The sequence below is a fragment of the Rhodophyticola porphyridii genome, assembly GCF_003688285.1.
In the GTDB taxonomy this organism is placed as follows: domain Bacteria; phylum Pseudomonadota; class Alphaproteobacteria; order Rhodobacterales; family Rhodobacteraceae; genus Rhodophyticola; species Rhodophyticola porphyridii.
Genome location: NZ_RCNT01000001.1, coordinates 805480 through 829225, shown reverse-complemented (window position 1 = coordinate 829225; position 23746 = coordinate 805480). Strand labels below are relative to the sequence as shown.

Here is a 23746-nt window from a genome sequence, read left to right as displayed (position 1 = left end):
CTGCGCCGAATACCGGAGGCCCCGGCCATGCCAGACAACCTGACCCTTGCCAATGCGACACTGGTTCTGCCGAGCGAAACTCTCACCGGCAGCCTGTATATCGAAAAGGGCGAGATCGTCGATATCGACACCGGCACCGCCGTGCCCAAAGGGGCGACGGATTGCGGGGGCGACATTCTGGCCCCCGGCCTGATCGAGTTGCATACGGATAATCTGGAGCGCCATCTGCGCCCCCGACCACGCGTGAACTGGCCCCATAACGCCGCGATCGTCGCCCATGACGCAGAGCTTGCCTCGACCGGGATCACCACCGTCTTCGACGCGATCCGCGTGGGCTCGATCGAGGGCAAAGGTGCCACGGGCTGGCAACGCTACGCCCGCACCATGGCCGATGAAATCCTTGCCATGCGGGCGGAAGGCGCCTTGAAGATCAGCCATCATCTGCATCTCAGAGCCGAAATCTGCTCGGAAACGCTTCTGGAGGAACTGGCCGGGTTCGGCCCCGACGACAGGGTCGGCATCCTCAGCCTGATGGATCATACGCCCGGCCAGAGGCAGTTTGCCGATCTCAGCCAGTATGAAACCTACATGCGCGGCAAACACGGGCTGAGTCAGGAGGATTTCGATACCCATGTGGAGGCGCGTGTGGCCCTTGGTGCACGCGTCGGCCCGGACCATGAGATCGCCGCGGTGGAGGCCGCACAACGCTTTGGCGCGGTACTGGCCAGCCATGACGACACGACCGCCGAACATGTCCGCGTCTCGGCGGGCCACGGCATTCAGCTTGCGGAGTTCCCGACCACGTTGGAGGCCGCCAAGGCCTGCCATCAGCACGGGATCGCCGTGATGATGGGCGCGCCGAACCTGATCCGCGGCGGCTCTCACTCCGGCAATGTCGCCGCCGAAACGCTGGCCGAGACCGGGCTTCTGGATATTCTGTCGTCGGATTATGTGCCCGCCGCCCTGCTTTACGCCGCGGTGAAACTGGGCGCGATCTGGGATGATCTGGCCCGCGCGATGGCCACCGTCACATCGGCTCCGGCAAAGGCCGCTGGGCTGGTGGACCGGGGCGTGATCGCGCCCGGCATGCGTGCCGATCTCGTCCGCTTCGCGCGGGTGGGCGAGGTGCCGGTGCTGCACGGCGTCTGGTCGAACGGTATCCGCGTCGCCTGAGGGCGGCAGCCCGTCTCTTCCGCTGTGCCATGCAGATCGGCCACAGAATGCCGGAACTCCGGCAATTCAACGGATAGTCATGGCCAGGCTTGACGTTTCACCGGATATCCCCGAATCCTACAGCGGATGTCCAGCCGCAGGAGAGGCCTCATGCGCGACGCCCTGGATCGCCGGATCTTGGCCGAACTGCAACATAACGCCCGCGCGTCGACCTCCCAAATCGCCGGGCGACTGGGCGTGGCACGCTCCACCGTGCATGAACGGATTGCCCGGATGGAACGGGACGGAACCATCGCCGGTTATTCGGTTGTGCTGGGCCAGCCTCAGGGCGACGAGGTCGTCCAGATCCTGATGCTGCTGGAAATCCGCCAGCAGGATACCCGCAAGATCCTGCAAAGGCTGAACAATCTGCCAGAGATCAAGCTTTGCCTGTCGATCAACGGAGAGTTCGACCTGTTTCTCACTGCGGAGGCACCGAGGATCGAGGATCTGGACATTCTGGTGGATGAAATCGCCGAAATCCCCGGTGTGATCCGCACCAAGACCTTCGTCGTTTTCGGGCGGAAATTCGACAGGCGCCACAGCGAGACCGCCGCCCGGATGATGCACTCCCCAACGGCGCACCCCTGACAAATTGCAGCCTTGACCGGCAAATTGTCGAAGTAGCAGGTGTTATCGCCAGATTTTCGCCTTCGCATCCGACAGGATAACCGTTGAACTGGGAAAAAACAGGCGGAGGGCCCTCATGGCGCGTTGGAAAATCTGTATCGTCGGTGCAGGCAAGATCGGGCAGATGATCGCCGCACTTCTGAAAACCTCGGTGCATTACGATGTGCGCGTGATCGACCGGGATGCCAACGGTCTGGCGCAGATCGAGACGACCGGGGTTGAGGTCAAGCAGATCGATGTTGAGGATGCCCGGGCGCTGACGGAGGCGTTCGGCGGTTGCGATGCCGTGATCAGCGCCGCGCCCTTTTTCCTGACCCCGGCGATTGCCACGGCTGCGAAAGCCGCGGGCGCGCATTACTTCGACCTGACCGAAGATGTGGCCGCCACGGATGCGGTGCGCGCGCTGGCCCGGGATGCAGAAACCGCCTTCATGCCCCAATGCGGGCTGGCCCCCGGTTTCGTCGGCATCGCCGGCGCGGATCTGGCCGACCAGTTCGATGAACTGGACACCCTGTCGCTCCGGGTGGGCGCGCTGCCGCTTTATCCGACCAATGCGCTGAAATACAATCTGACATGGTCGACAGACGGATTGATCAACGAGTATCTCAATCCCTGCGATGCCCTGATCGACGGGCGGCCGGTGAAGGTTGCGCCCCTGGAAGACCTGGAAATCATCAGCCATGACGGCGTGGACTACGAGTGCTTCAATACGTCCGGCGGGCTGGGCACGCTTTCCGAAAGCCTGTCCGGCAAGGCGCGGCGTGTGTCCTATCGCACAATCCGCTATCCCGGCCATCGCGATATCATCAAGCTTTTGCTGGATGATCTCGGGCTCGCCCGCCGCAGGGATCTTCTGAAAGAAGTTTTCGAAACCGCGCTACCGCGAACGAAACAGGACGTGGTGCTAGTGTTCTGCACAGCGACCGGGATGAAGAATGGTGTCTTCACCGAACGCTCTTATGTCAACAAGTCCACCGCGCGCCAGATTGCCGGCAAAACCTGGAGCGCCATTCAGGTAACCACCGCCGCCGGGGTCACGGCCGTGGTCGACCTGATGCGGCAGGGCAAGCTGCCCGCCAAGGGTTTCATCGGCCAGGAACAGGTGCAGCTGGACGACTTTCTGGCAACCGAGTTCGGGGCGCTTTACGGCGCAGGGGCGGTCACGCCGCTGGATCGCGCAGCCTGAGGCATGGCAGCGGCGAAGCGCCGTTCCTTTGAGTGGCTGGTCTTTAGCACGGTCATTTCCGCAGTCTCTGGCTGAGCGCAGTCGGCGCGTCAGACGGGCCCTGACCGATCCGATACTGCGGCCAATCCGAGTCCGGAATGGGATAGTTCACTCGTCGTCCCCTCGCGATGGGCTGGCGACGTGGCAAAGGCCACCAGCTCCACGACGAGCCTGTCGAGACTGTCGAACACCGTCGCGCCGGGGGCCACCGCATCGGGGATAAGCGAAAACTCGGTGCAGGCGATGATCTGCACCACCGCCCCCTCTGCAAGCAACTCGGCGGAAGCGGCGGCCAGCACCGCGCGGGAGGCCACGTTGGCCCCCTCCGCCTTGATCCCGCGGATAGCCTCAAGCATCGCGTCATCATCCTCTGGATAGACCGGCGTCAGATCTTCCAGCGCGAAAGCCGGGTCGAACAGCGCCACCTTGCGCAACGCAGGCGAGGCAAGAATACCGACCCTGGCGCCACGGCCTGAAAGCGTCGCGGCATGGCCCGCGGACAGCGCCACCATGTCGAGAAACGGCACCGACGTGGCCCTGCGAATGGCCTCGGCATAATGGTGCGCCGTGTTGCAGGGCATCGCAAGCGCCTCCGCGCCCGCCGCTTCCAGCCGCTGCCCCATCTCCGCCAGCACGGGTGCGGGGTCTTCGCCTGTGCCCTCGATCAGCCGCCTGATGCGCGACGGCACCTGCGGATTCTGGTCGACGATCAGCGGCACGTGATCGGCATCATCGCGCGCGGGCACGGCGGCCAGCACTTTCTGCATCAGAAGAACGGTCGCCTGAGGACCCATACCACCCAATATGCCCACCCGGCGCATCATCGGTTATTCGGCCGCCATCTGTTTTCCCGCATCGATCAGCACGCTGTCGTAGCCGAACAACCCGACGGAGCCGCCGGTGTGCAGAAACACGACACGCTCACCCTTGGCGAATTTCCCCGTCCGGCAATAATCAATGAGACCCGCGGCGCCCTTGCCGGAATAGACCGGATCAAGCAAGATCCCCTCCAGTTCCGCGAAAAGCCGGATCGCCTCGATCGTATCGGCCCGCGGCAGGCCGTAGCCGGCGCCCACATAGCTGGTGTCGGCCCGTACATCGGTGCGCGCGACCACACCGGCGCAGCCCAGCTTCTCGGCGGTTTTCACGGCGAGATCGTAGACCATCTGTTCCTGACGTTCCTGCGGCGCGCGCGTGCCAAAGCCCAGAAGCGGAATGCCCGCGTTCAACGCCTTCAATCCGACGATCAGACCAGCCTGAGTGCCCGACGAACCCGTTGCGTGGACCAGATGATCCACCACCAGCCGCCTTTCATTCACCTGGCTCAGCAGTTCCATCGCACAGTTGGCATAGCCAAGCGCACCGGTCGCGTTCGAGCCGCCGCCCGGGATCGTGTAGACCTTCCGGCCCTCCGCCATTGCGGCCTCGGCCGCGCGTTGCATCTCACCGGGCATGTCATGGCCGCCCGGGAACTTTTCGGTCGTGGCGCCGTGCAGATGGTCCAGCAGAACATTTCCATTTTCGTTGTAGTTGTGGTCCTGATAGCCGGTGCGATCTTCTAGAAGGATATGGCAGGCCATGCCCAGCTTCGCGGCCGCAGCGGCCGTCTGGCGCGCGTGGTTCGATTGCGTCGCACCTTGGGTCATGACCATATCGGCGCCCATCGCCATGGCCTCGGCCATCAGGAATTCCAGCTTGCGGGTCTTGTTTCCGCCGCTCGACAGGCCTGTGCAATCATCGCGCTTGATCCAGATTTCCGGGCCTCCAAGCTCCTTCGACAGCCTGTCCAGACGTTCGAGCGGGGTCGGCAGATGCGCGAGCGAAACGCGGGGGAAGCGAGCAAAATGCATGGCGAATGTCTTTCTCGGGATGTGCGTGGTGCGGAGTGTCGCATTCGGCATTGCGCGATGCAAACGCGAATGGTCGGAAACGCGCGACCATCGCCGGCCCGCCGGGAGAAGGACGGGAGGCAAGGGCAGGACACCCAGCGCCCGGCGGGTGGCTACCCCTCCACATCCGGCCGGGGTGCCGGCAGAAACGAAAAACGCCGCGCAATTTCTCGCGCGGCGCTTCTGATACCTGACCGGTTGGGGGCGGCTCAGCCCTCCTCGGTCTCCGTGGCCTCTGCCGCGGCTGCTTCGGCGGCGTCCTCGGCTGCGGCCGCATCCTCTTCGGCCTCTTGCGAGACAAGACTGGACGGCGCCGTGAGGTTGGCAATCACGAAATCGCGGTCGATGATCGTGCGGGTGCCCTCAGGCAGGGTGATCGCGCTGATCGTCACCGTGTCGCCGATATTCAGGCCCGTAAGATCCACCACCAGTTTTTCGGGGATGTCCGAGGCCGTCACCATCAGCTCCACCTCGGGGCGCACGACGGTCAGAACGCCACCGCGTTTCAGGCCCGGCGCGTCTTCCTCGTTGATGAACTCGACCGGAATGAACAGGTTGATCCGGCTGGTGCGCCGCAGACGCATGAAATCCACATGGGTCGGCAGGTCCTTCACCACGTCGCGCTGCACATTCCGGCAGATCACGCGCACATCGTCCTGCCCCTCGACCTTCATGTTGAACAGGGTCGAAAGGAAGCGGCCGCTTCTCAGGCGCTTCAGCAACTCGTTGAAGGGGATATTGATCGGCAGCGGGTCAACGCCACCACCATAAACGATACCGGGCACCTTGCCTTCGCGGCGTGCTTGACGGGCGGCCCCCTTGCCTGTCCCCGTCCGTGCCTCGGCGACGAGATCAGGAATCTCACCAGCCATTGCTATTTCTCCATAGGTTATGCGGCTGCCTCCAAGGGTGTCGGGCCGCGTGAAGCCGTGCGTATAGGGCAGAGATGCGGGTTTGAAAAGACGATTCTGGGCTTGTCGGCTTGTGCGGCCCCGGGCCCCGTGGCAATCGTGCGTGATGGCCGTTCTCTCCGCCCTCCGACTATCCCGCCGCGCCGCGCTCGGTTTCGTGGCGATGGGGGTGTTGTGGGGCAGTTTCGCGGCACAGGTGCCAGTGCTGAAGGCACAGATCGGGGCCGATGATGCCGTGTTCGGCCTGTTGCTTCTCGGCAGCCCGCTTGGGCTTCTGGCGACCTTGTGGCTCGTCCCGCTGTTCGACCGGCGGCTTGGCGCGCTGTCGCTGCCCATCGCGGCATTGGCCGTGGCACTGGCCTATCTGGTGCCGGGGCTGGCCACCGGACCTTGGGTGTTTCTGGCGGCGATGATCGGCCTCGGGCTGGGCTCGGGGCTTCTGGATATCGTCTCCAACGCGCGTGTCTCGGAACTGGAGGCGCGGCACAACCGCTCATTGATGAACGCCAATCACGGCATGTTTTCCGTGGCCTACGCGGTGAGCGCCGTCGCCACGGGATTTGCCCGCGAGGCCGGGCTATCGTCGGCGGAGATCTTCTCCGCGCTGGCGCTGCTCGTCGCCTGCCTCAGCCTTGGCATGCGCAGCGAGGTGACGCCCGTCTCGGATGAAGAACGCCGGGCGGTGCGCCTGCCCTGGGCGATCGTTCTGATCTGCGGTGGGATCGTGCTTCTGGCCTTTTTCGTGGAGGCGGTCGTGGAAAGCTGGTCCGCGCTCCATATCGAACGCACATTGGGTGGCCGCGCCGCCGAAGGTGCCTTCGGCCCGGCGATCCTCGGGCTGACCATGGCGCTTGGCCGGTTTTCCGGTCAGGCGATCACCGGGCGGTTTTCGGATGTCTCGATCATCACGCTCGGCGCTGCCATGGCCTGTGCCGGTGCGTTTCTGGCGGCCATCGCGGGCGGGCCGTTCCTGGCATATATCGGCTTCGGCATCATGGGGCTTGGCGTTTCCGTCGTGGGCCCGATGGCTCTCGCACTGGTCGGTCGGCTCGTACCACCGGCACACCGGACGTCCGCCGTGGCGAGGGTCAACGTCATGGGCTTCGCGGCCTTCCTGCTGGCCCCGCTGGTTATGGGCCAGGTCTCGGACGCGTATGGGCTCCGCGTGGCCTTTGCGGTCGTCGGCGCGTTGGCGCTGATCGCGCCTGTTCTCGCGCTGATGCTGCGCGCGCGGTCGGCAAGCTATGCCCAGTCGCCGTAAAACTCCTTCGGGACCAGAAGGTTGTGCTTGCCCAGATTGGTGACGTCCCGCTCACCGCAAAGCGCCATGGTCACGTCCAGCTCCTTGTGGATGATTTCCAGCGCCTTGGTTACCCCCGCCTCGCCCATCGCGCCCAGACCGTTGACGAATGCGCGCCCGATATAGGTCCCCTTGGCACCGAGCGCCAACGCCTTCAGCACGTCCTGACCGGAGCGAATGCCGCTGTCGAGATGCACCTCCACCTTGTCGCCCACCGCATCCATCACCTCGGGCAGGATGCGGATGGAGCTGAGCGCGCCGTCAAGCTGGCGCCCGCCATGGTTGGACACCACAATCGCATCCGCGCCGACCTCCACCGCTTTCCTGGCGTCCTCCGCATCCAGAATTCCCTTCAGGATCACCTTGCCGCCCCACATTTTGCGAAACTGCTTGATCCGCTCCCAGTCGAGGGACGGATCGAAGGCTTCCGCCGTCCAGGATGCGAGTGAAGACGGGTCGCTCACACCTTTCGCATGGCCCACGATATTGCCGAAGAAGCGCCGCTTGGTCCGCAGCATCTCCAGCCCCCAAGGAATTTTCGTGGCCAGGTTCGCCATGCTGGCGATGGTAAACTTCGGCGGGGCGGACAGACCGTTCTTCAGATCCTTGTGGCGTTGGCCCATGATCTGCAAATCCACCGTGATCACGATTGCCGAACAGTTCGCGGCCCGCGCACGATCGAACAGCCGCTGCATGAACTCGTCATCCTTCAGCGTATAGACCTGAAACCAGAACGGCCTGGTCGTGTGATCCGCAACGTCCTCGATGGAGCAGATCGACATCGTGCTCAGCGCGAATGGCACCCCGAACTTCTCCGCCGCGCGGGCCGCCTTGATCTCGCCATCGGCGCATTGCATGCCGGTCAGCCCCACTGGGGCCAGCGCCACCGGCATCGCCACATCCTCGCCGATCATCTGGCTCTTGGTGGATCTTCCCGCCATATCCACGGCGATCCGCTGGCGCAGCCGGATCATGTCGAAATCGGAGGAATTCTCGCGGAAGGTCTGCTCCGTCCAACTGCCCGATTCCGCATAGTCGTAGAACATTTTCGGCGTGCGGCGCTTATGCATGCGGCGCAGATCTTCGATCTCGGTGATGACGGGCATCGGCTTCCCTTCCGGCACGTATTGGTCACATTGATTTACCAATAGGCCAGGTTTCGCGCAATGCGGCAGATCGGACACGCAAGGTGTCTGACCTGTGGGAAGTCAGGGCTGCCCCAGACGGCAGGAAAGGGCCCAAAACGCGGCGGCCCGAGGTTGATTGCCTTTACCGTGAACCCCTTTCAGGCCCGGTGTGCGCCATCGGCCAGCGATTTGACGAAGGCAAGGATCTCGGCCACCGGCTTGCCCGCGGCGATCTCGCCCACGATGGCGGAGCCAACGACAGCCCCATCCGCGACCCCCGCAATCGCCTCCGACGCCTCTGGTGTCTTGATCCCGAAGCCCACGATCACGGGCAGATCGGTTTGCGCCTTGATCCGCTCCACCTCGGGGCCGACATCTCCGGCCTGCGCCTCCGCCGCGCCGGTGATCCCGGTGATCGAAACGTAATAGACAAAACCGGATGTGTTCTGCAGCACCTTCGGCAGGCGCGCGTCATCGGTGGTGGGAGTGGCGAGGCGGATGAAGTTCAGCCCGGCTTCCTGCGCGGGGATGCACAATTCCTTATCCTCCTCAGGCGGAAGATCCACGACGATAAGACCATCGATGCCGGCTTCGCGCGCATCGGTCAGAAAACGCCCGACACCGCGGCTGTAGATCGGATTGTAATAGCCCATCATCACGATTGGGGTCTTGTCGTCGGTCTTGCGAAGTTCGCGCGCCATTTGCAGCGTCTTTTCAAGGGTCTGGCCCGCTTCAAGTGCCCGCTGACCCGCAAGCTGGATGGTCGGCCCGTCTGCCATCGGATCGGTGAACGGCAGGCCGAGTTCGATGATGTCCACCCCGGCGCCGGGCAGGCCTTTGATGACCTCCAGCGACGTCTCGTAATCCGGATCACCGGCCATGACATAGGCCACGAAGGCCTTCTTTCCCTCGGCCTTGAGGCGGGCGAATGTGTCGTCGATACGTGTCATGGGCGTCCCTTGGAATTGATCCGGAACGGTTTGGGACAAAGGCCGGAGGAAATCAATGGGGCTTGGGCGGGCGGCGCGGCCGCAACGCTCATCTGCCGGGCGCGGATCGGGTTTTTCGCCAGAACCGGACCGAAAGCAGGATCGCGGCCAGGCCGATGCCGGCGCCGTAGCCCGCCCAGACGCCGATGGCTCCATAGCCGAGCGGGAACCCGATGAGATAGGCGGCCGGCAGGGCCAGCGGCCAGTAGCTTACCAGCGTGATCGCCGTGGGCACGCGGTTGTCGGACATGCCGCGAAGCGCACCCAGAGTGCTTGACTGCACCCCGTCGGCCACCTGAACCAATGCGGCGACAATGAACAGACCCACGGCGACATCCACCACGGCGCCATCGTCGGTCAGCGCTTCCGACATTGCCCGGCCGCCGAAGATGTAAAGCGCGGTGATCGCCAACATCCAGAGCGTCACGATCCAGAGTGCGGCGGCCAGAATGGGGCGAAGCCGTGCGCGTTCCTTCCCGCCGATCGCCATGCCGATCCGGATCGAGACCGCGCTCGCCATACCAAGCGGGATCACGTAGAAGACGCCCCCGATCGCGTTCACCACCTGATTTGCCGCCAGTTCGACCGCACCGAACCACCCAAGCATGATGCCCAGAAACGCATAGGCCGCACCCTCGCCCGCATACCCGATGCATATCGGAAGCCCCTCGCGGTAAAGCGATCTGATCCGGGGCCACCGGATCGGGACGGCCACGCGATAGGCCAACAGATCGGGGGAGCGGCGCCAGAACAGCCAGGCCACCAGAAGCGTCGCGCTGCTCGACAACACGCTGGCGATGCCCGCCCCGACCAACCCGAGGCCCGCGACATGGATCAGCCCGTAGTTCAGCGGCAGGTTCACCACCACACCGAGATATGAGATTGCGACCCCGGTCCAGGGCCGCCCGACCGTATCGAACAGGGCCTTGAAGGCGAAGAACGTCAGAACCGGAACCAGCCAGAGCGCCATGCTGAGCCAGTAAGGCAGGAGGATCGCCAGTACCTCCGGCGGCTGATCGAGAAGATCGAGAAACGGGAAAGCCAAAACCATCAGCAGCCCCGCCCCTGCCCCGCCGATTGCACAAAGCGCCAGCCCGTTGCGAAGATTGCTGGCCACCTCGCCCGCGTCGCCGGCGCCATGGGCCTGCGCAATCCTGACGCCCACAACCGTGACAAGGCCCCAGAGCGCCGAGATCAGGATGATCAGAAAGGCGGTGGTGATCCCGGCCGCTGCCAGCGGCACTGTGCCCAGAGGGGCGATCATGACGGTATCGATCACACCGATCAGCGTGGCCGCGGCAAAGGCGATGATCAACGGCATCGACAGCCGAAGCAGCGGCATCACCTCTGCGCGGGTGCGGCCGCCCGACGGCGGAGAGCCGGGCTTTCCGTTTGCGACAACCGACATGGGCCAGACTGGCTGCGCGTCCGGCGGGCCCCCGGTTCGGCGCGAAAGATGTCTCCTCAGCCACGCGAGGGCGGCCCTGCGGGCCTGCCCGGCGAGATTACGGAGGGCGCAATCCAAGTCAAGGCGCACCACGCGGCTTGACGCCCGCCCCGGGCGCGACCTAGATGCGCCGCGATTGCAGCTTTGCCGAAAAGGGGCGCGAGATGGGTTTCAAGATGGGGATCGTCGGTCTGCCGAATGTGGGCAAATCCACCTTGTTCAACGCGCTGACACGCACCGCCGCGGCGCAGGCGGCGAATTTCCCGTTCTGCACGATCGAGCCGAATGTGGGCGATGTCGCCGTGCCCGATGACCGGCTTGAAAAGCTGGCGGAGATCGCCAAGTCGAAGCAGATCATTCCGACCCGGATCACCTTCGTGGATATTGCGGGGCTGGTGAAGGGCGCATCGAAGGGCGAGGGTCTCGGCAACCAGTTCCTGGCCAATATCCGCGAGGTCGACGCCATCGCCCATGTGCTGCGCTGCTTCGAGGATGGCGATGTGACCCATGTGGAGGGCCGGATCGACCCGATCGCGGATGCCGAGACCATCGAGACCGAGCTGATGCTGGCGGACATGGAATCGATCGAGAAACGGCTTCAGAACATCGTGCGGAAAGTGCGCGGTGGCGACAAGGAGGCGGTCCAGCAGGAGCGGTTGCTGAAAGCAGCGCTGGCGATGCTGGAAGACGGCAAGCCCGCCCGTCTGGTCGCGGTCGACCCCGAGGACGCGAAAACCTGGGCCGGGCTGCAACTTCTCACCACCAAGCCGATCCTCTATGTCTGCAACGTGGAGGAGGAGGCCGCGGCAAACGGCAATGCGCGCTCCGCCGAAGTGGCTGAGATGGCCGCCGAACAGGGTGCGGCGCATGTGGTCATTTCGGCCCGGATCGAGGAAGAGATCAGCCAGTTGGACGCCGAGGAAGCGCAGTTGTTCCTCGATGAAATGGGGTTGGAGGAAGCAGGTCTCGACCGGCTTATCCGAGCGGGCTACGAACTGCTGGATCTGGAAACCTATTTCACCGTCGGCCCGAAAGAAGCCCGCGCCTGGACGATCACCGCCGGCACATCGGCGCCCAAGGCCGCCGGAGTGATCCATGGCGATTTCGAGAAGGGTTTCATCCGCGCCGAAACGATCGCGTATGAGGATTTCGTGGCCCTTGGCGGCGAACAGCCGGCCAAGGACGCTGGCAAGATGCGCGCCGAAGGCAAGAGCTATGTTGTCAAGGACGGCGATGTGCTGCACTTCTTGTTCAACACCTGACTCTCCGCCTGCAAGGGCGTTGGGATCTCGGCGTGTTTTCGCCGATTGCGGACATAATCTGCGGTATTAACCTATCGAATCGATAATTTTCTGAGCCTCAGGTCGCAACTTGGGCAATTTTGTTACGTGGCGCTTGGCGTATTTCGCCTTTTTTTTGCATCACAGCCTTGAGTTGCCATTTTCAGCAAAGGAGACTTCAAAATGGCAAACGCCAAAATTCAATCGAAACTGGAAGATCGCATGGCCAAGGTCGACGCGGAACGCGCCGAGATCAAGGCGCAGCTTGACCGGGAGCGTCTGGTCAAGATCACCAGCAATGTGATCGAGACCATCACGGCGCCGGAGTTCATCGAGCGTATGCGCGTGGCCCGCGACGAGGCCGCTGATGGCGCAGGCATGGAGAAGGTCGGCGAAATGCTGACGATCGAGGGGTTGCGCAAGGCGGGCGCCGATATTCCCGAGGATTTCCGTCTCACCAGCAGGGTGTTCGAGGACAAGGTCAATGGCCTCCGCTTCGAAGTGACCCCGAAGCTGGACCGGATTCCCGATACCGATCCACTTGGCTGGGGCGCCTGCGCCGGCGGCGGTGCGGCCACGGTCTGCGGCTGCGGCGGGTTTTCGACCTAAGCGGTTCTTTCCACCCTTTCGGATTTCAACAGCGGCGCCCGGCATTCTGGCGGGTGCCGCCCAACCAGATTTTGCACAAATTTGCACGGGAGATACCCCATGACACCTCAGACCCTGCCCTATACGGGCTATGATGGCCTTGCCTATGACCGTGACGAGCTCGCCCACGTGATGCGCGCCACCTATGACGAGATCATCGACTTCGTCACCACGCCCGAATTCAAGGCGCTCATGACAGAGATGAGTGCACTTTCCCCCGTTGAACGCCCGCGTTTCGTTTTCGATGTTCTCCTGAATGACGAGGCTCTGGCCAGCCGGGGGATCGTTGCGCCCGAAGGCCTCCTGATCCAGCGCTCCGCCTTCGGCGACCGGCGGCCCACCCTGTTTGTCGTCAAGAAGTTCCTGCCCGAGGAGTACAAGAATGTCTGGCAGAATGTGAACATCACCTTCGACAACGCCTTCGTCGATGAAAGCGTGGGCCGGGATCCCGAAACCAGTTGGCGCGTGCCACTGCCCGCCGATGTGCAGGCCGCCGCCATGGCCCGCGGCAAGGAACTGGAAACCGTCTGAACACCCGGGGCCGCGCGGCAGGAGACCGGCCGACCGCGCGGCCCGTCGGATAGCTGGCACCAGGGCTCCGCATTGCGCCCCACACCGGCGGGCGTCCGGACGCATCGGCGATCTCAGGTCGAGGCAGGGCAAAGGACGTGGATCAACAGCATCCGGGCGCTCCGGGGCCCCACTGGCCCGGACATTACGCTTCAGGCCCGGACATTCCCCGGTAAATACCATGAGAAGGGGTGTTTTCGGCTTGTGTGTTCCACACGGTCTCCGCTAAACGGGTCGGCGGAGACGTGGCCGAGTGGTCGAAGGCGCTCCCCTGCTAAGGGAGTAGGCGGGAAACCGTCTCGAGGGTTCGAATCCCTTCGTCTCCGCCATTTTCCTCATAATCGCTATCTCGTAACCGTATGATAGTAGAGCGAAATTCGGCGTTATCGCGCTGATGGCGGCGTTTGATCCGCTTGAATTGCTGCACATTTTGCTACACAATTTGCTGCACAAATCGGGGAATTCTCCGCCATGAGCATCGCGAAACGAGGCCGTCTTTATCACCTCCGCCGCCGCGTCCCGCGCCGGTATCGGGGGATCGAGCCGCGCGAAACCGTCTGGATCAGCCTGCACACCGACTCGGAGACCGTCGCGCGGAGCAAGGCGGATCGCGCGTGGAGCCAGATGATCGAGGCGTGGGAGGCGCGCCTGGCCGGGAACAGCGTCGATGCGGACGCCCGCTATGAAGCCGCCCGCGACCTCGCGCGGGCTCGGGGTTTTCGGTATCTGGATGCAGGGGCCGTGGCCAAGCTGCCGGTCGAAGATGTGGTCGAGCGCGTCGAGGCGATCCCTGCGCCTGCAAACCAGCCCGACGCGTTGGAAGCCGCCGCCCTTCTCGGCACCGTCGCGGAACCCCGCATCACGGTCTCCAAGGCGCTGGAACTGTACTGGGGCCTCGCCAAGGAGAAGACCCTCGGCAAGAGCGAGGACCAGCTCCGCCGCTGGGAAGCGCCGCGTAAGAAGGCGGTGAAGAACTTCGTGGCTGTCGTCGGAAACAAGGAGATCGCCAACATCACCCGCGACGACATGCTGGATTTCCGCCAGCACTGGCTTGACCGGATCGAGGCGGGTGAGGTCACCGCGAACTCGGCCAACAAGGACCTGATCCACCTGGGCGACGTGTTGAAGACCGTGAACACGATGAAGCGGCTGGGCCTGTCCCTGCCGCTCGGCGAGTTGTCCTTCAAGGAGGGCGAAAAGCTGACGCGCCCGCCATTCAGCGAGGGTTGGATCAGGACCCGGCTCCTCGCCCCCGGTGCGCTGGACGGGTTGAACGGTCAGGCCCGCGCGCTGCTGCTTGGCATGATCAACACGGGCTACCGACCGTCCGAGGGCGCAGCGCTCACGGCGGACACGATCCGGCTTGATGGTGATGTGCCCCACATCTCGATCGAACCCAAAGGACGGCAATTGAAGAGCCACTACGCTCGCCGCGTGATTCCGCTGACCGGGGTCTCCCTCAAGGCCTTCAAGCAATTCCCTGATGGTTTCCCCCGCTACCGCAACCGCGCCACCCTCAGCGCGGTCGTGAACAAGTTCCTCCGCGCCAACGGCCTGCTCGAGACGCCGCGCCACTCGATGTATTCCCTGCGCCATGCCTTCGAGGACCGGATGCTCGCCGCCGGGATCGACGACCGTATTCGCCGCGACCTCTTCGGTCACCGGCTTGACCGGGAACGGTATGGCAAGGGCGCGTCGCTGGAACAGGTTGCCGAACTCGTCGCCCGAATCGCCTTCTGAGCCAGCAGCTCCCGCGCCCGTCGCTGCGCCTCCGAAAGCCGCGTCTCTTTCTTCACGGCCGCGGCCAGTTCTGCCTCGAGACGCTCGAAGATCGGTGCGAATGCCGGGTCCCCCGCGACCAGCACGGCGACCTTCAGAAGGGCCGCCTCGAGCCGCGCGGCATCGACCGGCTGAGCCGGTTCAGTGCGCGTTGTTGATAGGCGTGACGGTGCCATGTCGAGCAGCATGAGGCGGTGCGTGCGTCTTGTGCAGAGCAAGCGAACGCGCCGCGCAAAGCGGCCTGTCAGAGCGTGTAAATCGGATGGGATGATCGCGCGGCCTTGGACCGAAATAGGTCGTCTATGCCCTGAATTGGGCGGTCACTTCCGGATCACGACTCATGCGTCGACGAGCTTCGCCCGGGTCTGCATGTTTGGGCCTTTGGGAGAGCGTGAAATGCTCACCTGGGAGGGCCGCGAAGGACAACAGAAGGGATGGCAAGATAAAGCGAGTTCCTCGCTGACCGGGCCTTTGGCCCTAAGCTGTTGTCTGCACATTGTTTTTTGGACTCTGTCGGGGTCGGCGTGCGAATTTCGTGCGGCAGGCTTCGACACTTTCTTCAATGAATTCAATGCTCTTTCCTGCCACGCGGCGCCGCAACCGGGGAGCAACCTACGCCAGGGCCTGTCTTTGCACGCCACGCTGCGATGACCCTCGGACGGCCCTTGATCCGTCCCCACGCACCTCCAATCGTCAGGCCATGACCCGCGACGAGACCGAGTTCCGAATTCGTCCCGGCAAACCCCGGGACCATCAGCCGAGGCCGCCGCGCGTGCGCCGCAAGCCGCAGGGCTTCCTCGCCGAGGTACACCAGGCCGTGCGCCGCGCGGGTGGCGATCCGAACCGGCTGGCCGGAAAGAGGGGTGCGAGCGGACGGTTCAACGCGCGCGGCCGGGGTGCCAAAGTGGCGGCTGAGTTGAAGGGCCGGAACCCGTGGTCGCGCGGCCCGGATGGCAGCCGGACGCGCGCCCGGCGGGTGACGGTGAAGGCGCGGATCGTGAAGCTGAACCCGCAGCGCGGCGCGGCACGCGGGCGGTCCTTCGTCAGCGCCAAAGCGGTGGACGCGCATGTGCGCTACCTCGAACGCGACGGCGTCACGCGTGACGGCGAACGCGGCAAGGTCTATTCCGCGACTGAGGACGCCGTCGACGGTCGAGATTTTCTCGACCGTGGCCGCGAGGACCGGCACCAGTTCCGCTTCATCGTCTCCGCCGAGGTCGGCGTCGATCTCTCCGACCTGCGCCAGACCACCCGCGACCTGATGGTCCAGATGGAGGCCGATTTGCAGACGCGGCTCGAGTGGATCGCCGTCGATCACTACAATACCGGGCATCCGCACACGCACATTTTGGTCCGCGGCGTGACCGACCAGGGGAAGATCCTGAACATCGCGGGCGACTACATCGCGCATGGCATCCGCGAACGAGCAAGCGAGATCGTGACGCTGGAACTGGGTCGCCAGACCGAGTTGGAGGTGACCGATCAGCTGCGCCGGGAGATCGAGACGGACCGCTTCACGCGGCTCGACCGCATGCTGATTGCCGAGCAGGAGGCCGCCAACGAGTTCGCCGATCTGCGCCCGGATCACGACACGCTGGAGACGATGAAGCGCAACCGCGCGCTCCTGATCGCCCGCGCCCGGCGGCTCGAGAAGATGGGGCTGGCGACGGAAGTGCGGCCCGGCGAATGGCACATCTCCGACCGTGCCGAAGGTGCCTTGCGTGCACTGGGCGAGCGCGAGGACATCATCAAGTCAATGCACAGGGCGCTGGACGGGAACGACCTCAACGAGGCGCGCGGCATATCCCAACTGGCGGTTCACCGGGACAAGCTGCGAGACCGGATCACCGGCCGGGTGCTGGCGCGTGACCTCGCCGGCGACGGCAATGGCGACCGGGTACAGCTGGTGATCGACGGCACGGACGGGCGTGTGCACCAGATCGAGCTTCGCGCGGATCGCTGCGACGGCATCGGCCGCGGCGTGATTGTGGCCGCCGCGCCGCCACCGACGGACACCCGTGCCGCCGACCGAAACATCCTCGCCGCAACGGGCAGTGGCGGTACCTATCACCCGTCCCGGCACATCGAGATCGCCCGGGCCGAGAAGGTCACGCCCGACCCTGAGCGCTTCGTCGCCGCCCATGTGCGCCGCCTCGAGGCCCTGCGCCGCGCCGGGATCGTCGAACGCTGGAGCGAGGATCACTGGAAGGTCCCGCAGGACCTCCCCGAGCGCGGACTTGCATATGACCGGAAATGGCACGGCGCCGGCGCGAAGGTGGAGATGCTGTCACCAATCGGGCTGGACAAACAGGTCACCCATGACGGCGCGACCTGGCTCGACAAGGAGTTGATGCGACAAGGCAGCCCCGATCTGCGAGAGGCAGGCTTCGGCTTGGAGATGAAGCGAGCCATCGAGCGCCGCAAGCAGGTCCTCGTCCAACGCAACGACGTGCGAGACCTCGATGAAGGCCGCGTCCGCGCACCGCGCGACCTCGTCCAGAGGCTGGAAGCCCGCGAGATCGACCGGGTCGGCCGCGCCATGGCAGCGGAACGCGGCCGCGACTGGACCCAAGTCAAACCCGGCAGCCGCTTCGGCGGAGAACTGGTCGGCAGCACCCAACTCCCCAGCGGACGCTTCGCCATGATCGACAACGGCATGGGCTTCAGCCTCGTCCCCTGGAACGACGCTCTGGAACGAAGGATGGGGCAACAGATCGGCGGCGTAGGGCTGCCGGGCGGAGGTGTGGACTGGATGCTTGGCAGGAAGCGGGGCTTGGGGTTGTGATCAGCCTGCGACGTGCCGGGACCTCCTTGACGGTGCCGGATACAGGTAGCAAACCCCAATCCTGCTTTTGAGACGTACTGAGAAACCAAGCGCTTGGAGCGACGGCCCCAAGGCCAATTTGGGCGTTACTCCCAGAAACCAAGTCAGGACGCTTTGATCAACTGCTGGGAGCGAGCAACATCAAGCAGTTTGCTTGGTCCTCGCGATTTTACTCCAAGAAGACTTAAGGCGTATTTCGCTCGCGAAGCAGCGACATACAGCCGGTTGTGTGCGACATATGACAAGAAACTCCGTGAGTTTGAATCTTCGGCTTCCCCTTCAAATGGAACGCGTCCTTTGTCTACGCCGACGATCACGACCACATTGAACTCAAGCCCACCCACAAAGTCAGCATGCCCCAATACAATGTGCCCAGCCTTCTCCGCTTGTTCGACTCGAACATAGTCGCCTCGCCTATCCAGAATGGTCACAGGCTTGTTTTTGGCTTCTGAAATCGAGCGTAGACCTTTGATCACATCTTCTGACAAGCTAGTTATCAGCACCTCTGGACGAGTTGATTCAGTCTTCTTCAACAAGTCTTCAGCATGTACAAATGCCGCCTCAAACATTGTTTCATCATCCGGGTACTCGTCATAGGTGATCACCTGTGACCGCCTTTCATCATCTCTAGTAAAAGTACTCTGAGAACCCGAAAGCGTATTAGGAAAACTCGAGAAAAGTGTTGCACCAGATGCAAGTACAGAGTGACAAAAATCACGAATGTCGGGCGAACTCCTAAACACTGCAGTAAAGGTGGTTTCGTTGGCTTTCACTGTCTCATCGCCAACTAGGGCTTCCGAAAATGCACTTGCATCATCCCAACCCCGATCTCCAACCGCCTGCGCCTGATCCACCGTGAACGATATCGGCAAATGCTCAGCGTCTCTCGAAAAATGGTGAAAGACTTGTAGCTCATTGATATTGAACAAATGCGTTTCGTCGATTGCTATGAAGTCATATCCTTCCCGGTCTCGCCGTCGCCGCCAAATCGGAGTATCCAGCTGCCCAACAGCAGAGATAACGACATCGTCCGTATCGAACTGGCTATTGGCTGCCAATTGGCCTTGGTACTTCTGAAAAACCGTGAAAATGAAACCTTTATCAGCTTCATTTCGAACTGGTAATCCAAAAGATAGAGATGGGCAATTCTTGTAAATGTCGAACGACTCCCCGGCTCGGCCTTTGATTAGAACGCTAATTTCATGCTGAAATAGCGGGGCCAAGTCAGTGTCCGAAGTACCCTCAAATAGACCTCGAAGTTCCCCACTGAGGTGTTTCTTGAACGAGGAAAAATCACTCTTGCGCGACGAAGAAATGGCTTGCTCAATATATAGCTCCTGTAAGACCTTCGAGTCTTGCGCATCTCGATCAATGAACTCGGTTTCACTAATCGACTGACTTAGGAAGTTCGCGCAAAGTGATGCTAAGGTCTCGACTGAAAGCGCAACGGCCTCTGTTCTTCTGTCTCTATCTTGGAAGTGAGCGTGGTCGACCACCGAGAGCGTGTTCTGAATTGCCTCTCGAGTGGCCTCGCTGTGGGTTACAAGAAGAGCATGACAAGTCCGCTTCTTTTTTTCCGCTGTCCGAAGTATATGAATGGTGCGCAAAATTAGGGATAGTGTCTTTCCCGTACCGGCAGGTCCCTGCAGCCTATGTGCTGTTTCAACAGGAGCCTGTATGAACTTCCTTTGTTGGTTCGTGAGCAGGGGGCCCCAGTGCTCAAATGGTAAATGTGCTGGTCGAGATGTCGGAGGTGATCCACCCAAGTCTGTTGTCGCCAACTGGTTACCGTCGCCTATCACACTGGTGTCAGAGACAGTCTTCTGAATCTCCCGGTAGATGTCAGGGAGTCTATCAAACGCCTTTTTTAGATTTCCATCGTTTGCGATCTCTTTCGCCGAGTCCGCTCCGGACGTTCCAGATTTGTAGACCAGCAAGAAGTGGCCATGCATATCCCTTTTGGCTAAACGTTCCTTTGCTGGCTCTCGCTCAATAGCAATGCGAAATCCAGAGTTAGCGGAATAATTGAAGGGAAAGAGTACGGCTTTTGAAGTTCCGCTGATCACCTTCTCAGAATGATTATAAACGCCATTCGTCCATAGCTTGGTGCAGAATCGTAGCAGCTTCTGAAATGAAACGAGAGAGTCGCTCTTCGGCAATTGAGAGAAAATTTGGGATTGCTCACAGTCAATGAGCAAATATTTCTTCTTCTTCCATGCGCCAGCCGTGCAAACGAATACTCCATCCGAGTCCTGAAAATGCGTAATTCGACCACTCTTGACCATGAAGGCACCGATGCCAGAAAGTGATTTGATCAGATCAGCACCTTCTTCAAAATCAATTGACTGAAATTGTCTGCCAGAGACAAGCTCGGCTACGGCGCCATCATCTATGCAAATGTACTTCATCCTTGCTCTCCTGAGCTTTCCACTACACAAGCATCGACAATTCCGCCAATGACTTCTTCGTCTGGATCAGCTATGCCGATCCTCCCAAACAGGTTAGAGAATACTTGTAGAACATGCTCCATAGTGGGTGAGGCAATCTCGGCTATCGGCATCGCAAGATCGTCGTTTCCTATCTGTAGTGACATGGTGCTGTGGCGATCACCACCACACAGACTGTCGTAGCTTGCCCGATCAAGCCCAGCGCCCAATCGCTCCGCGATTGTTCTCGGGAGGGTGTTAACTTCACGAAGTAGACAAACGTATCCCTGGGAGAACTCACCTTCGTAAGAAAGTGTTTCAAAAAGATAGTGTCCTAGTACAGCGTGCCTGCTCAAGCGTTTAACAATTTCAACAACTTTTGGTTTCCGGTTTTGGCAGAACCAATTATATTGTGCATCAGTTCCCTTGTCTCGAAGGGTGTCGAACTCAGATATTTCTTGAACCAGAGAGTGAAATCGAGTTGCTGCTGCCTTCTCAGCTTTGCTTCCTTGGTCTAAAGGAAAATTTAATTCTGCGATCCGCTCTAACGGTACAGATAACGGTAGGGTTTCGGAGACATTAGCTTGGCGGAGCATCTTTCTGAGTTGGCCGTCTTGTTCATTTCCCTCTGTTTCGGCAAGTATGTCCAAGCCATCTCGTCGCAACCAGTCCGCCAAACTAACTACTGGCAAGTAGTTTAATACAGGGTATTTCTGCTGCGCGACGTCACATCGTGCGGTTATAGCCAGTCCGAAAACCTCACATCCCTCGTATCTTGCGGCGTGGGCGCACGAGAAAACAGTACCTTGCGTAATGGAACCGTATGTTGGCCTGCGAAGGTTTGGACGGTGAATTGTGGACAATCTCTATGACCCGTTATGCAAGCAAACCTCGCGCCAAGAGTGGCTGTTGCGCTTCGTTTTGATTTCCGCAGATCATCCACATTGTTGGGACCTGCTGCAACACTGAGTTGGCTACTCGCCTGGTTGTGTTCGCGGTTTGCCTTTGAGGTTGCTGTTCAGATTGCGATCTGCGGAGGGCCACTACCCGTCCGTTATGAACCTGGAAACGCCCTTTGAGGATCAGCGACTTCGGGACACTAGCCTAGGTTAGCAGTGGTTGAAATGGACCTGCTTCGCCGCACGGTTGCAAGCCAATGGGTATAGACCGGAAGGTGACGCAAGCTAAGCTTCGCCCTTCAAAACGACACACACGCCATCTTTGCTACACACTTTGCTGCACAATCCGCAACACTCAGAAATCCCGCGCCCAGCAAAATCAATCACTTAAGTAACTGATAAACAATAACTTTCGGACTTCGTCTCCGCCATACCATCATTTTAAGTAAATGATTTTCAATAGGAATTCCGAATTACCCCAAATCTTATCCCCCACAATATCCCCCAGCGTGGCGCGGACTGCCCCGTAATTCGCGGGAACCTAAGCCCGTGCGGTCAGGCGTCGCAGCACCCCGCAGAGCGCGCTGCCCGCCGTTCCCGCGCCGCCTTCTTTCGACACTTGTTCCCGCAATAGAGCGCGTCGGCCCTCACATAGTCGGGCAGTTCATCGCCGCAGCCCCGACACCGCCACGTTCCCCAGCGAAGGCGGCGCAGGATGGCCATGGCCCGCTTGCGGCGATTCCCGTTGTTCCCGGTCCAGTCATAGGCCTGAAAGCAGACGCGAGCGAAGCGAGGGTTATGTTCCTCGATCAAGAGGCGGTCGGGGTCAGGTCCGGGCATGGCGCCTCCTTTGGTTTTCGGTCACCCAAAGGCGGGTTATATCTTTGAAAAGACAACGTTCGATAGTCTGACTTTGCATTGAGAGGTGACGTTGGACCTTCTAGCCGCAATCCGCGCGGTAGATAGCCACCTTGGGTATGGGGCCTGTCTTGTGGCATGTCCAAACCACCTCGTTGTCTCTGAGATTGAAAGTGTAGGTCTCGACATAATTTTCGGTGAACGCTCCAACAGTGATGTAGTCGCCGGTGTTGCTCAAGAGGACGACGGTTGCGCCATCCTGCCGATAACCAAAGCTGCCGACGGCATCACCGAAAAGAATATCCCAGTTGTCACCCTCGCGAACGAGAATGATGCGTCCGCCGCTAATGCCATCAGTCTCCCAGGCTGGACCATTTGGATTGAAGAGCTCATCAAAGAAAAAGTAGCCACGCCCCTCCGACGCGCCACAGTGTGCCACCAGCTCAGCGTTTGCATGAGCAACAGAAAAGCCTGTCGTGGCCATGACTATGCTTGCGACAAGTGAGCGATGTTCCTTCATTGATCTGCCCCGAGTAGTTCAATTTCTGTGCGGCCGCGCGCACTAGAAGTCGCTACCGCGTGCCAAGCTACCATAAAGCAGGCTTACTTTCCTCTATCTGGTCGCGATCATCGACTGGTTTACCCGCAAGGTGCTGGTCTGGCGCATCTCGAACACGCTGGAAGCCGACTTCTGTGTCGAGGCGTTGAACGAAGCAGCCCACAAGTTCGGCAGTCCCGAGATCATGAACACCGATCAGGGATCGCAGTTAACGTCCTTCGCATGGACGGATCGGTTGCGCGTAAGCGTCCGGTGAAGGCGCATAGCTCAATGCTGGATGTGCCCGGCTGAAGATATATTACCATTTTCTGCATAACACACGTAGAGCGAGTCCGGGTCGAGCCTGAAGCCACTGCACCACCCTAGATAATAGGCGTCGCAAGTCTGCCCTTGTATCTCGACCTCATATTCGTTTGCCCCCAACAATGCAGTCACTGCATCTTGCGGAGTGACGTCGACAACAAGGTGGTTTCTGAGAAGGTTAACCGAGATCCTTCTCCTGCTCGCTCCCGTCCTTGCCGCTGCCCTCGTTGCACAGGCGAGCCCTGGTCCGGTCACTCTGGCCATCTCCCGCGAGGCAATGCTGCATGGCCGGCCGGCAGGCAGGCGTTGCACTGGTTCTCGGCGTCGCGACGGGATCCTGCATCTGGTCTGCGGTCGCAGCGGGCGGGATGAGCGCCATCATTCTAGCCAGTGAATGGGCAATAGTCGGATTGAGGTTTGCGGCCGCTGCCTATCTGGGTTGGCTGGCGTTCAAACCCGCTAGGGCGGCCTTTCGCACCCGCGCAGTCAATGGCACTCAACCAAACCCAAGAACCACAGGGAGCTACATGCGTGGCCTCCTGATCCACCTGACAAACCCAAAAGCGATCCTGTTCTTCGGAGCGCTCTACGCATTCGGTCTACAGGTCGGTGCGACGACCGGGACTGTACTCCTGACTACCGGGGCGGTGGTACTCCAGAGCATTCTCATCTTCGTCGGGTTGGCGGTGATGTTCTCGCATCCGCCTGTTGCCGAGGGTACTGCCGTTTTCGGCGAGCCTTCGAGAGCGTTTTCGCTGCCGTCTTCGGGTCGGCGGCAGCAGGTTTTCTGCTGAACGCTTTACAGTCTCTCTTTGCTAGATTGCGGAAAGTACCGGGGTGAATGTCTGGCAATGCCTGGATAGAACCCCA

At 61.2% G+C, this 23746-nt stretch carries 19 protein-coding genes, 1 tRNA gene and 1 pseudogene; 12 read left to right on the top strand and 9 right to left on the bottom strand.

Annotation, left to right across the window (positions count from 1 at the left end; genetic code table 11):
* Window positions 1-27: 27 nt before the first annotated feature.
* From D9R08_RS04240 to D9R08_RS04230, 3 genes are all read left to right on the top strand, one after another.
* The gene (locus D9R08_RS04240) at window positions 28-1173 is read left to right on the top strand and encodes an alpha-D-ribose 1-methylphosphonate 5-triphosphate diphosphatase (RefSeq protein ID WP_121896707.1); all 1146 of its coding nucleotides are present in this window, start codon (window positions 28-30) and stop codon (window positions 1171-1173) included.
* A gap of 150 nt (window positions 1174-1323) precedes the next feature.
* Entirely contained in the window at window positions 1324-1803 is a 480-nt protein-coding gene (locus tag D9R08_RS04235; protein ID WP_121896706.1) for an Lrp/AsnC family transcriptional regulator, read from the top strand.
* A 115-nt stretch (window positions 1804-1918) separates the two neighbouring features.
* Window positions 1919-3028, top strand: a complete 1110-nt coding sequence (locus D9R08_RS04230) for a saccharopine dehydrogenase family protein (protein ID WP_121896705.1) — start codon at window positions 1919-1921, stop codon at window positions 3026-3028.
* Window positions 3029-3117: 89 nt separating this feature from the next.
* Here D9R08_RS04230 and cuyB read toward each other — a convergent pair whose 3' ends face one another.
* From cuyB to D9R08_RS04215, 3 genes are all read right to left on the bottom strand, one after another.
* Entirely contained in the window at window positions 3118-3888 is a 771-nt protein-coding gene (cuyB, locus tag D9R08_RS04225; RefSeq protein ID WP_199709222.1) for a cysteate racemase, read from the bottom strand.
* A gap of 6 nt (window positions 3889-3894) precedes the next feature.
* Window positions 3895-4917 (bottom strand): D-cysteate sulfo-lyase, encoded by a 1023-nt coding sequence (gene cuyA / locus D9R08_RS04220; RefSeq protein ID WP_121896703.1) that lies wholly within the window; start codon window positions 4915-4917, stop codon window positions 3895-3897.
* Between the two features lie 248 nt (window positions 4918-5165).
* Window positions 5166-5828: a 50S ribosomal protein L25/general stress protein Ctc gene (locus D9R08_RS04215; RefSeq protein ID WP_121896702.1), complete on the bottom strand. Its 663-nt coding sequence runs from the start codon at window positions 5826-5828 to the stop codon at window positions 5166-5168.
* A 145-nt stretch (window positions 5829-5973) separates the two neighbouring features.
* Between D9R08_RS04215 and D9R08_RS04210 the strand changes: the two genes are divergently transcribed.
* A complete protein-coding gene (locus D9R08_RS04210; protein WP_121896701.1) occupies window positions 5974-7128 on the top strand; it encodes an MFS transporter in 1155 nt (384 codons plus the stop codon).
* On the opposite strand, the gene D9R08_RS04205 is transcribed toward D9R08_RS04210, so the two are convergent.
* From D9R08_RS04205 to D9R08_RS04195, 3 genes are all read right to left on the bottom strand, one after another.
* A complete protein-coding gene (locus D9R08_RS04205; protein ID WP_121896700.1) occupies window positions 7110-8273 on the bottom strand; it encodes an alpha-hydroxy acid oxidase in 1164 nt (387 codons plus the stop codon). The two genes, D9R08_RS04210 and D9R08_RS04205, sit on opposite strands and share 19 nt — an antisense overlap.
* Window positions 8274-8452: 179 nt before the next feature.
* Window positions 8453-9244 carry a tryptophan synthase subunit alpha gene (gene trpA, locus D9R08_RS04200; protein WP_121896699.1) on the bottom strand — a complete coding sequence of 264 codons (792 nt, stop codon included), beginning with the start codon at window positions 9242-9244 and terminating at the stop codon, window positions 8453-8455.
* Between the two features lie 88 nt (window positions 9245-9332).
* The gene (locus D9R08_RS04195) at window positions 9333-10691 is read right to left on the bottom strand and encodes an MATE family efflux transporter (RefSeq protein WP_121896698.1); all 1359 of its coding nucleotides are present in this window, start codon (window positions 10689-10691) and stop codon (window positions 9333-9335) included.
* Window positions 10692-10894: 203 nt separating this feature from the next.
* Between D9R08_RS04195 and ychF the strand changes: the two genes are divergently transcribed.
* The 6 genes from ychF (at window position 10895) to D9R08_RS04165 (ending at window position 17792) form a co-directional block, all read left to right on the top strand.
* Window positions 10895-11992, top strand: coding sequence for a redox-regulated ATPase YchF (gene ychF / locus D9R08_RS04190; protein WP_121896851.1), 1098 nt, complete (start codon window positions 10895-10897; stop codon window positions 11990-11992).
* 201 nt (window positions 11993-12193) lie between these two features.
* Entirely contained in the window at window positions 12194-12619 is a 426-nt protein-coding gene (locus D9R08_RS04185) for a hypothetical protein (protein ID WP_121896697.1), read from the top strand.
* A 99-nt stretch (window positions 12620-12718) separates the two neighbouring features.
* Window positions 12719-13189: a hypothetical protein gene (locus D9R08_RS04180; protein ID WP_121896696.1), complete on the top strand. Its 471-nt coding sequence runs from the start codon at window positions 12719-12721 to the stop codon at window positions 13187-13189.
* A gap of 278 nt (window positions 13190-13467) precedes the next feature.
* Window positions 13468-13557 (top strand) — tRNA-Ser (locus tag D9R08_RS04175).
* A 142-nt stretch (window positions 13558-13699) separates the two neighbouring features.
* Complete coding sequence (locus tag D9R08_RS04170; RefSeq protein ID WP_121896695.1) at window positions 13700-14968, top strand: DUF6538 domain-containing protein; 1269 nt, start codon at window positions 13700-13702, stop codon at window positions 14966-14968.
* A 739-nt stretch (window positions 14969-15707) separates the two neighbouring features.
* Window positions 15708-17792 carry a DUF3363 domain-containing protein gene (locus D9R08_RS04165; RefSeq protein WP_121896694.1) on the top strand — a complete coding sequence of 695 codons (2085 nt, stop codon included), beginning with the start codon at window positions 15708-15710 and terminating at the stop codon, window positions 17790-17792.
* Window positions 17793-17935: 143 nt separating this feature from the next.
* Here the strand turns inward: D9R08_RS04165 and D9R08_RS04160 are convergent, their stop codons facing one another.
* The 3 genes from D9R08_RS04160 to D9R08_RS04155 all read right to left on the bottom strand — a co-directional run bounded on the left by D9R08_RS04160 (window position 17936) and on the right by D9R08_RS04155 (window position 22498).
* Window positions 17936-20239: a UvrD-helicase domain-containing protein gene (locus D9R08_RS04160; protein ID WP_121896693.1), complete on the bottom strand. Its 2304-nt coding sequence runs from the start codon at window positions 20237-20239 to the stop codon at window positions 17936-17938.
* Window positions 20236-20934, bottom strand: coding sequence for a hypothetical protein (locus tag D9R08_RS18860; RefSeq protein WP_233557216.1), 699 nt, complete (start codon window positions 20932-20934; stop codon window positions 20236-20238). Before D9R08_RS18860 ends, D9R08_RS04160 begins: the two co-directional genes overlap by 4 nt.
* Window positions 20935-22096: 1162 nt before the next feature.
* Window positions 22097-22498 carry a hypothetical protein gene (locus tag D9R08_RS04155; RefSeq protein WP_121896692.1) on the bottom strand — a complete coding sequence of 134 codons (402 nt, stop codon included), beginning with the start codon at window positions 22496-22498 and terminating at the stop codon, window positions 22097-22099.
* A gap of 124 nt (window positions 22499-22622) precedes the next feature.
* Between D9R08_RS04155 and D9R08_RS04150 the strand changes: the two are divergent.
* Window positions 22623-22814 (top strand): annotated as a pseudogene (locus D9R08_RS04150) (DDE-type integrase/transposase/recombinase); the annotation flags it as partial.
* A gap of 346 nt (window positions 22815-23160) precedes the next feature.
* Window positions 23161-23670, top strand: a complete 510-nt coding sequence (locus D9R08_RS04145) for a LysE family transporter (protein ID WP_121896690.1) — start codon at window positions 23161-23163, stop codon at window positions 23668-23670.
* The last annotated feature ends 76 nt before the right edge of the window (window positions 23671-23746 follow it).

Coding starts and splice junctions, on each gene's coding strand:
- D9R08_RS04210 (WP_121896701.1), top strand. CDS start 5,974: ATGGCCGTTCTCTCCGCCCTCCGACTATCCCGCCGCGCCGCGCTCGGT.
- D9R08_RS04170 (WP_121896695.1), top strand. CDS start 13,700: ATGAGCATCGCGAAACGAGGCCGTCTTTATCACCTCCGCCGCCGCGTC.
- D9R08_RS04235 (WP_121896706.1), top strand. CDS start 1,324: ATGCGCGACGCCCTGGATCGCCGGATCTTGGCCGAACTGCAACATAAC.
- D9R08_RS04185 (WP_121896697.1), top strand. CDS start 12,194: ATGGCAAACGCCAAAATTCAATCGAAACTGGAAGATCGCATGGCCAAG.
- ychF (WP_121896851.1), top strand. CDS start 10,895: ATGGGTTTCAAGATGGGGATCGTCGGTCTGCCGAATGTGGGCAAATCC.
- trpA (WP_121896699.1), bottom strand. CDS start 9,244: ATGACACGTATCGACGACACATTCGCCCGCCTCAAGGCCGAGGGAAAG.
- D9R08_RS04165 (WP_121896694.1), top strand. CDS start 15,708: ATGACCCGCGACGAGACCGAGTTCCGAATTCGTCCCGGCAAACCCCGG.
- D9R08_RS04230 (WP_121896705.1), top strand. CDS start 1,919: ATGGCGCGTTGGAAAATCTGTATCGTCGGTGCAGGCAAGATCGGGCAG.
- cuyA (WP_121896703.1), bottom strand. CDS start 4,917: ATGCATTTTGCTCGCTTCCCCCGCGTTTCGCTCGCGCATCTGCCGACC.
- D9R08_RS04205 (WP_121896700.1), bottom strand. CDS start 8,273: ATGCCCGTCATCACCGAGATCGAAGATCTGCGCCGCATGCATAAGCGC.
- cuyB (WP_199709222.1), bottom strand. CDS start 3,888: ATGCGCCGGGTGGGCATATTGGGTGGTATGGGTCCTCAGGCGACCGTT.
- D9R08_RS04160 (WP_121896693.1), bottom strand. CDS start 20,239: ATGAAGTACATTTGCATAGATGATGGCGCCGTAGCCGAGCTTGTCTCT.
- D9R08_RS04180 (WP_121896696.1), top strand. CDS start 12,719: ATGACACCTCAGACCCTGCCCTATACGGGCTATGATGGCCTTGCCTAT.
- D9R08_RS04155 (WP_121896692.1), bottom strand. CDS start 22,498: ATGGCCACGACAGGCTTTTCTGTTGCTCATGCAAACGCTGAGCTGGTG.
- D9R08_RS04145 (WP_121896690.1), top strand. CDS start 23,161: ATGGCCGGCCGGCAGGCAGGCGTTGCACTGGTTCTCGGCGTCGCGACG.
- D9R08_RS04195 (WP_121896698.1), bottom strand. CDS start 10,691: ATGTCGGTTGTCGCAAACGGAAAGCCCGGCTCTCCGCCGTCGGGCGGC.
- D9R08_RS04240 (WP_121896707.1), top strand. CDS start 28: ATGCCAGACAACCTGACCCTTGCCAATGCGACACTGGTTCTGCCGAGC.
- D9R08_RS04215 (WP_121896702.1), bottom strand. CDS start 5,828: ATGGCTGGTGAGATTCCTGATCTCGTCGCCGAGGCACGGACGGGGACA.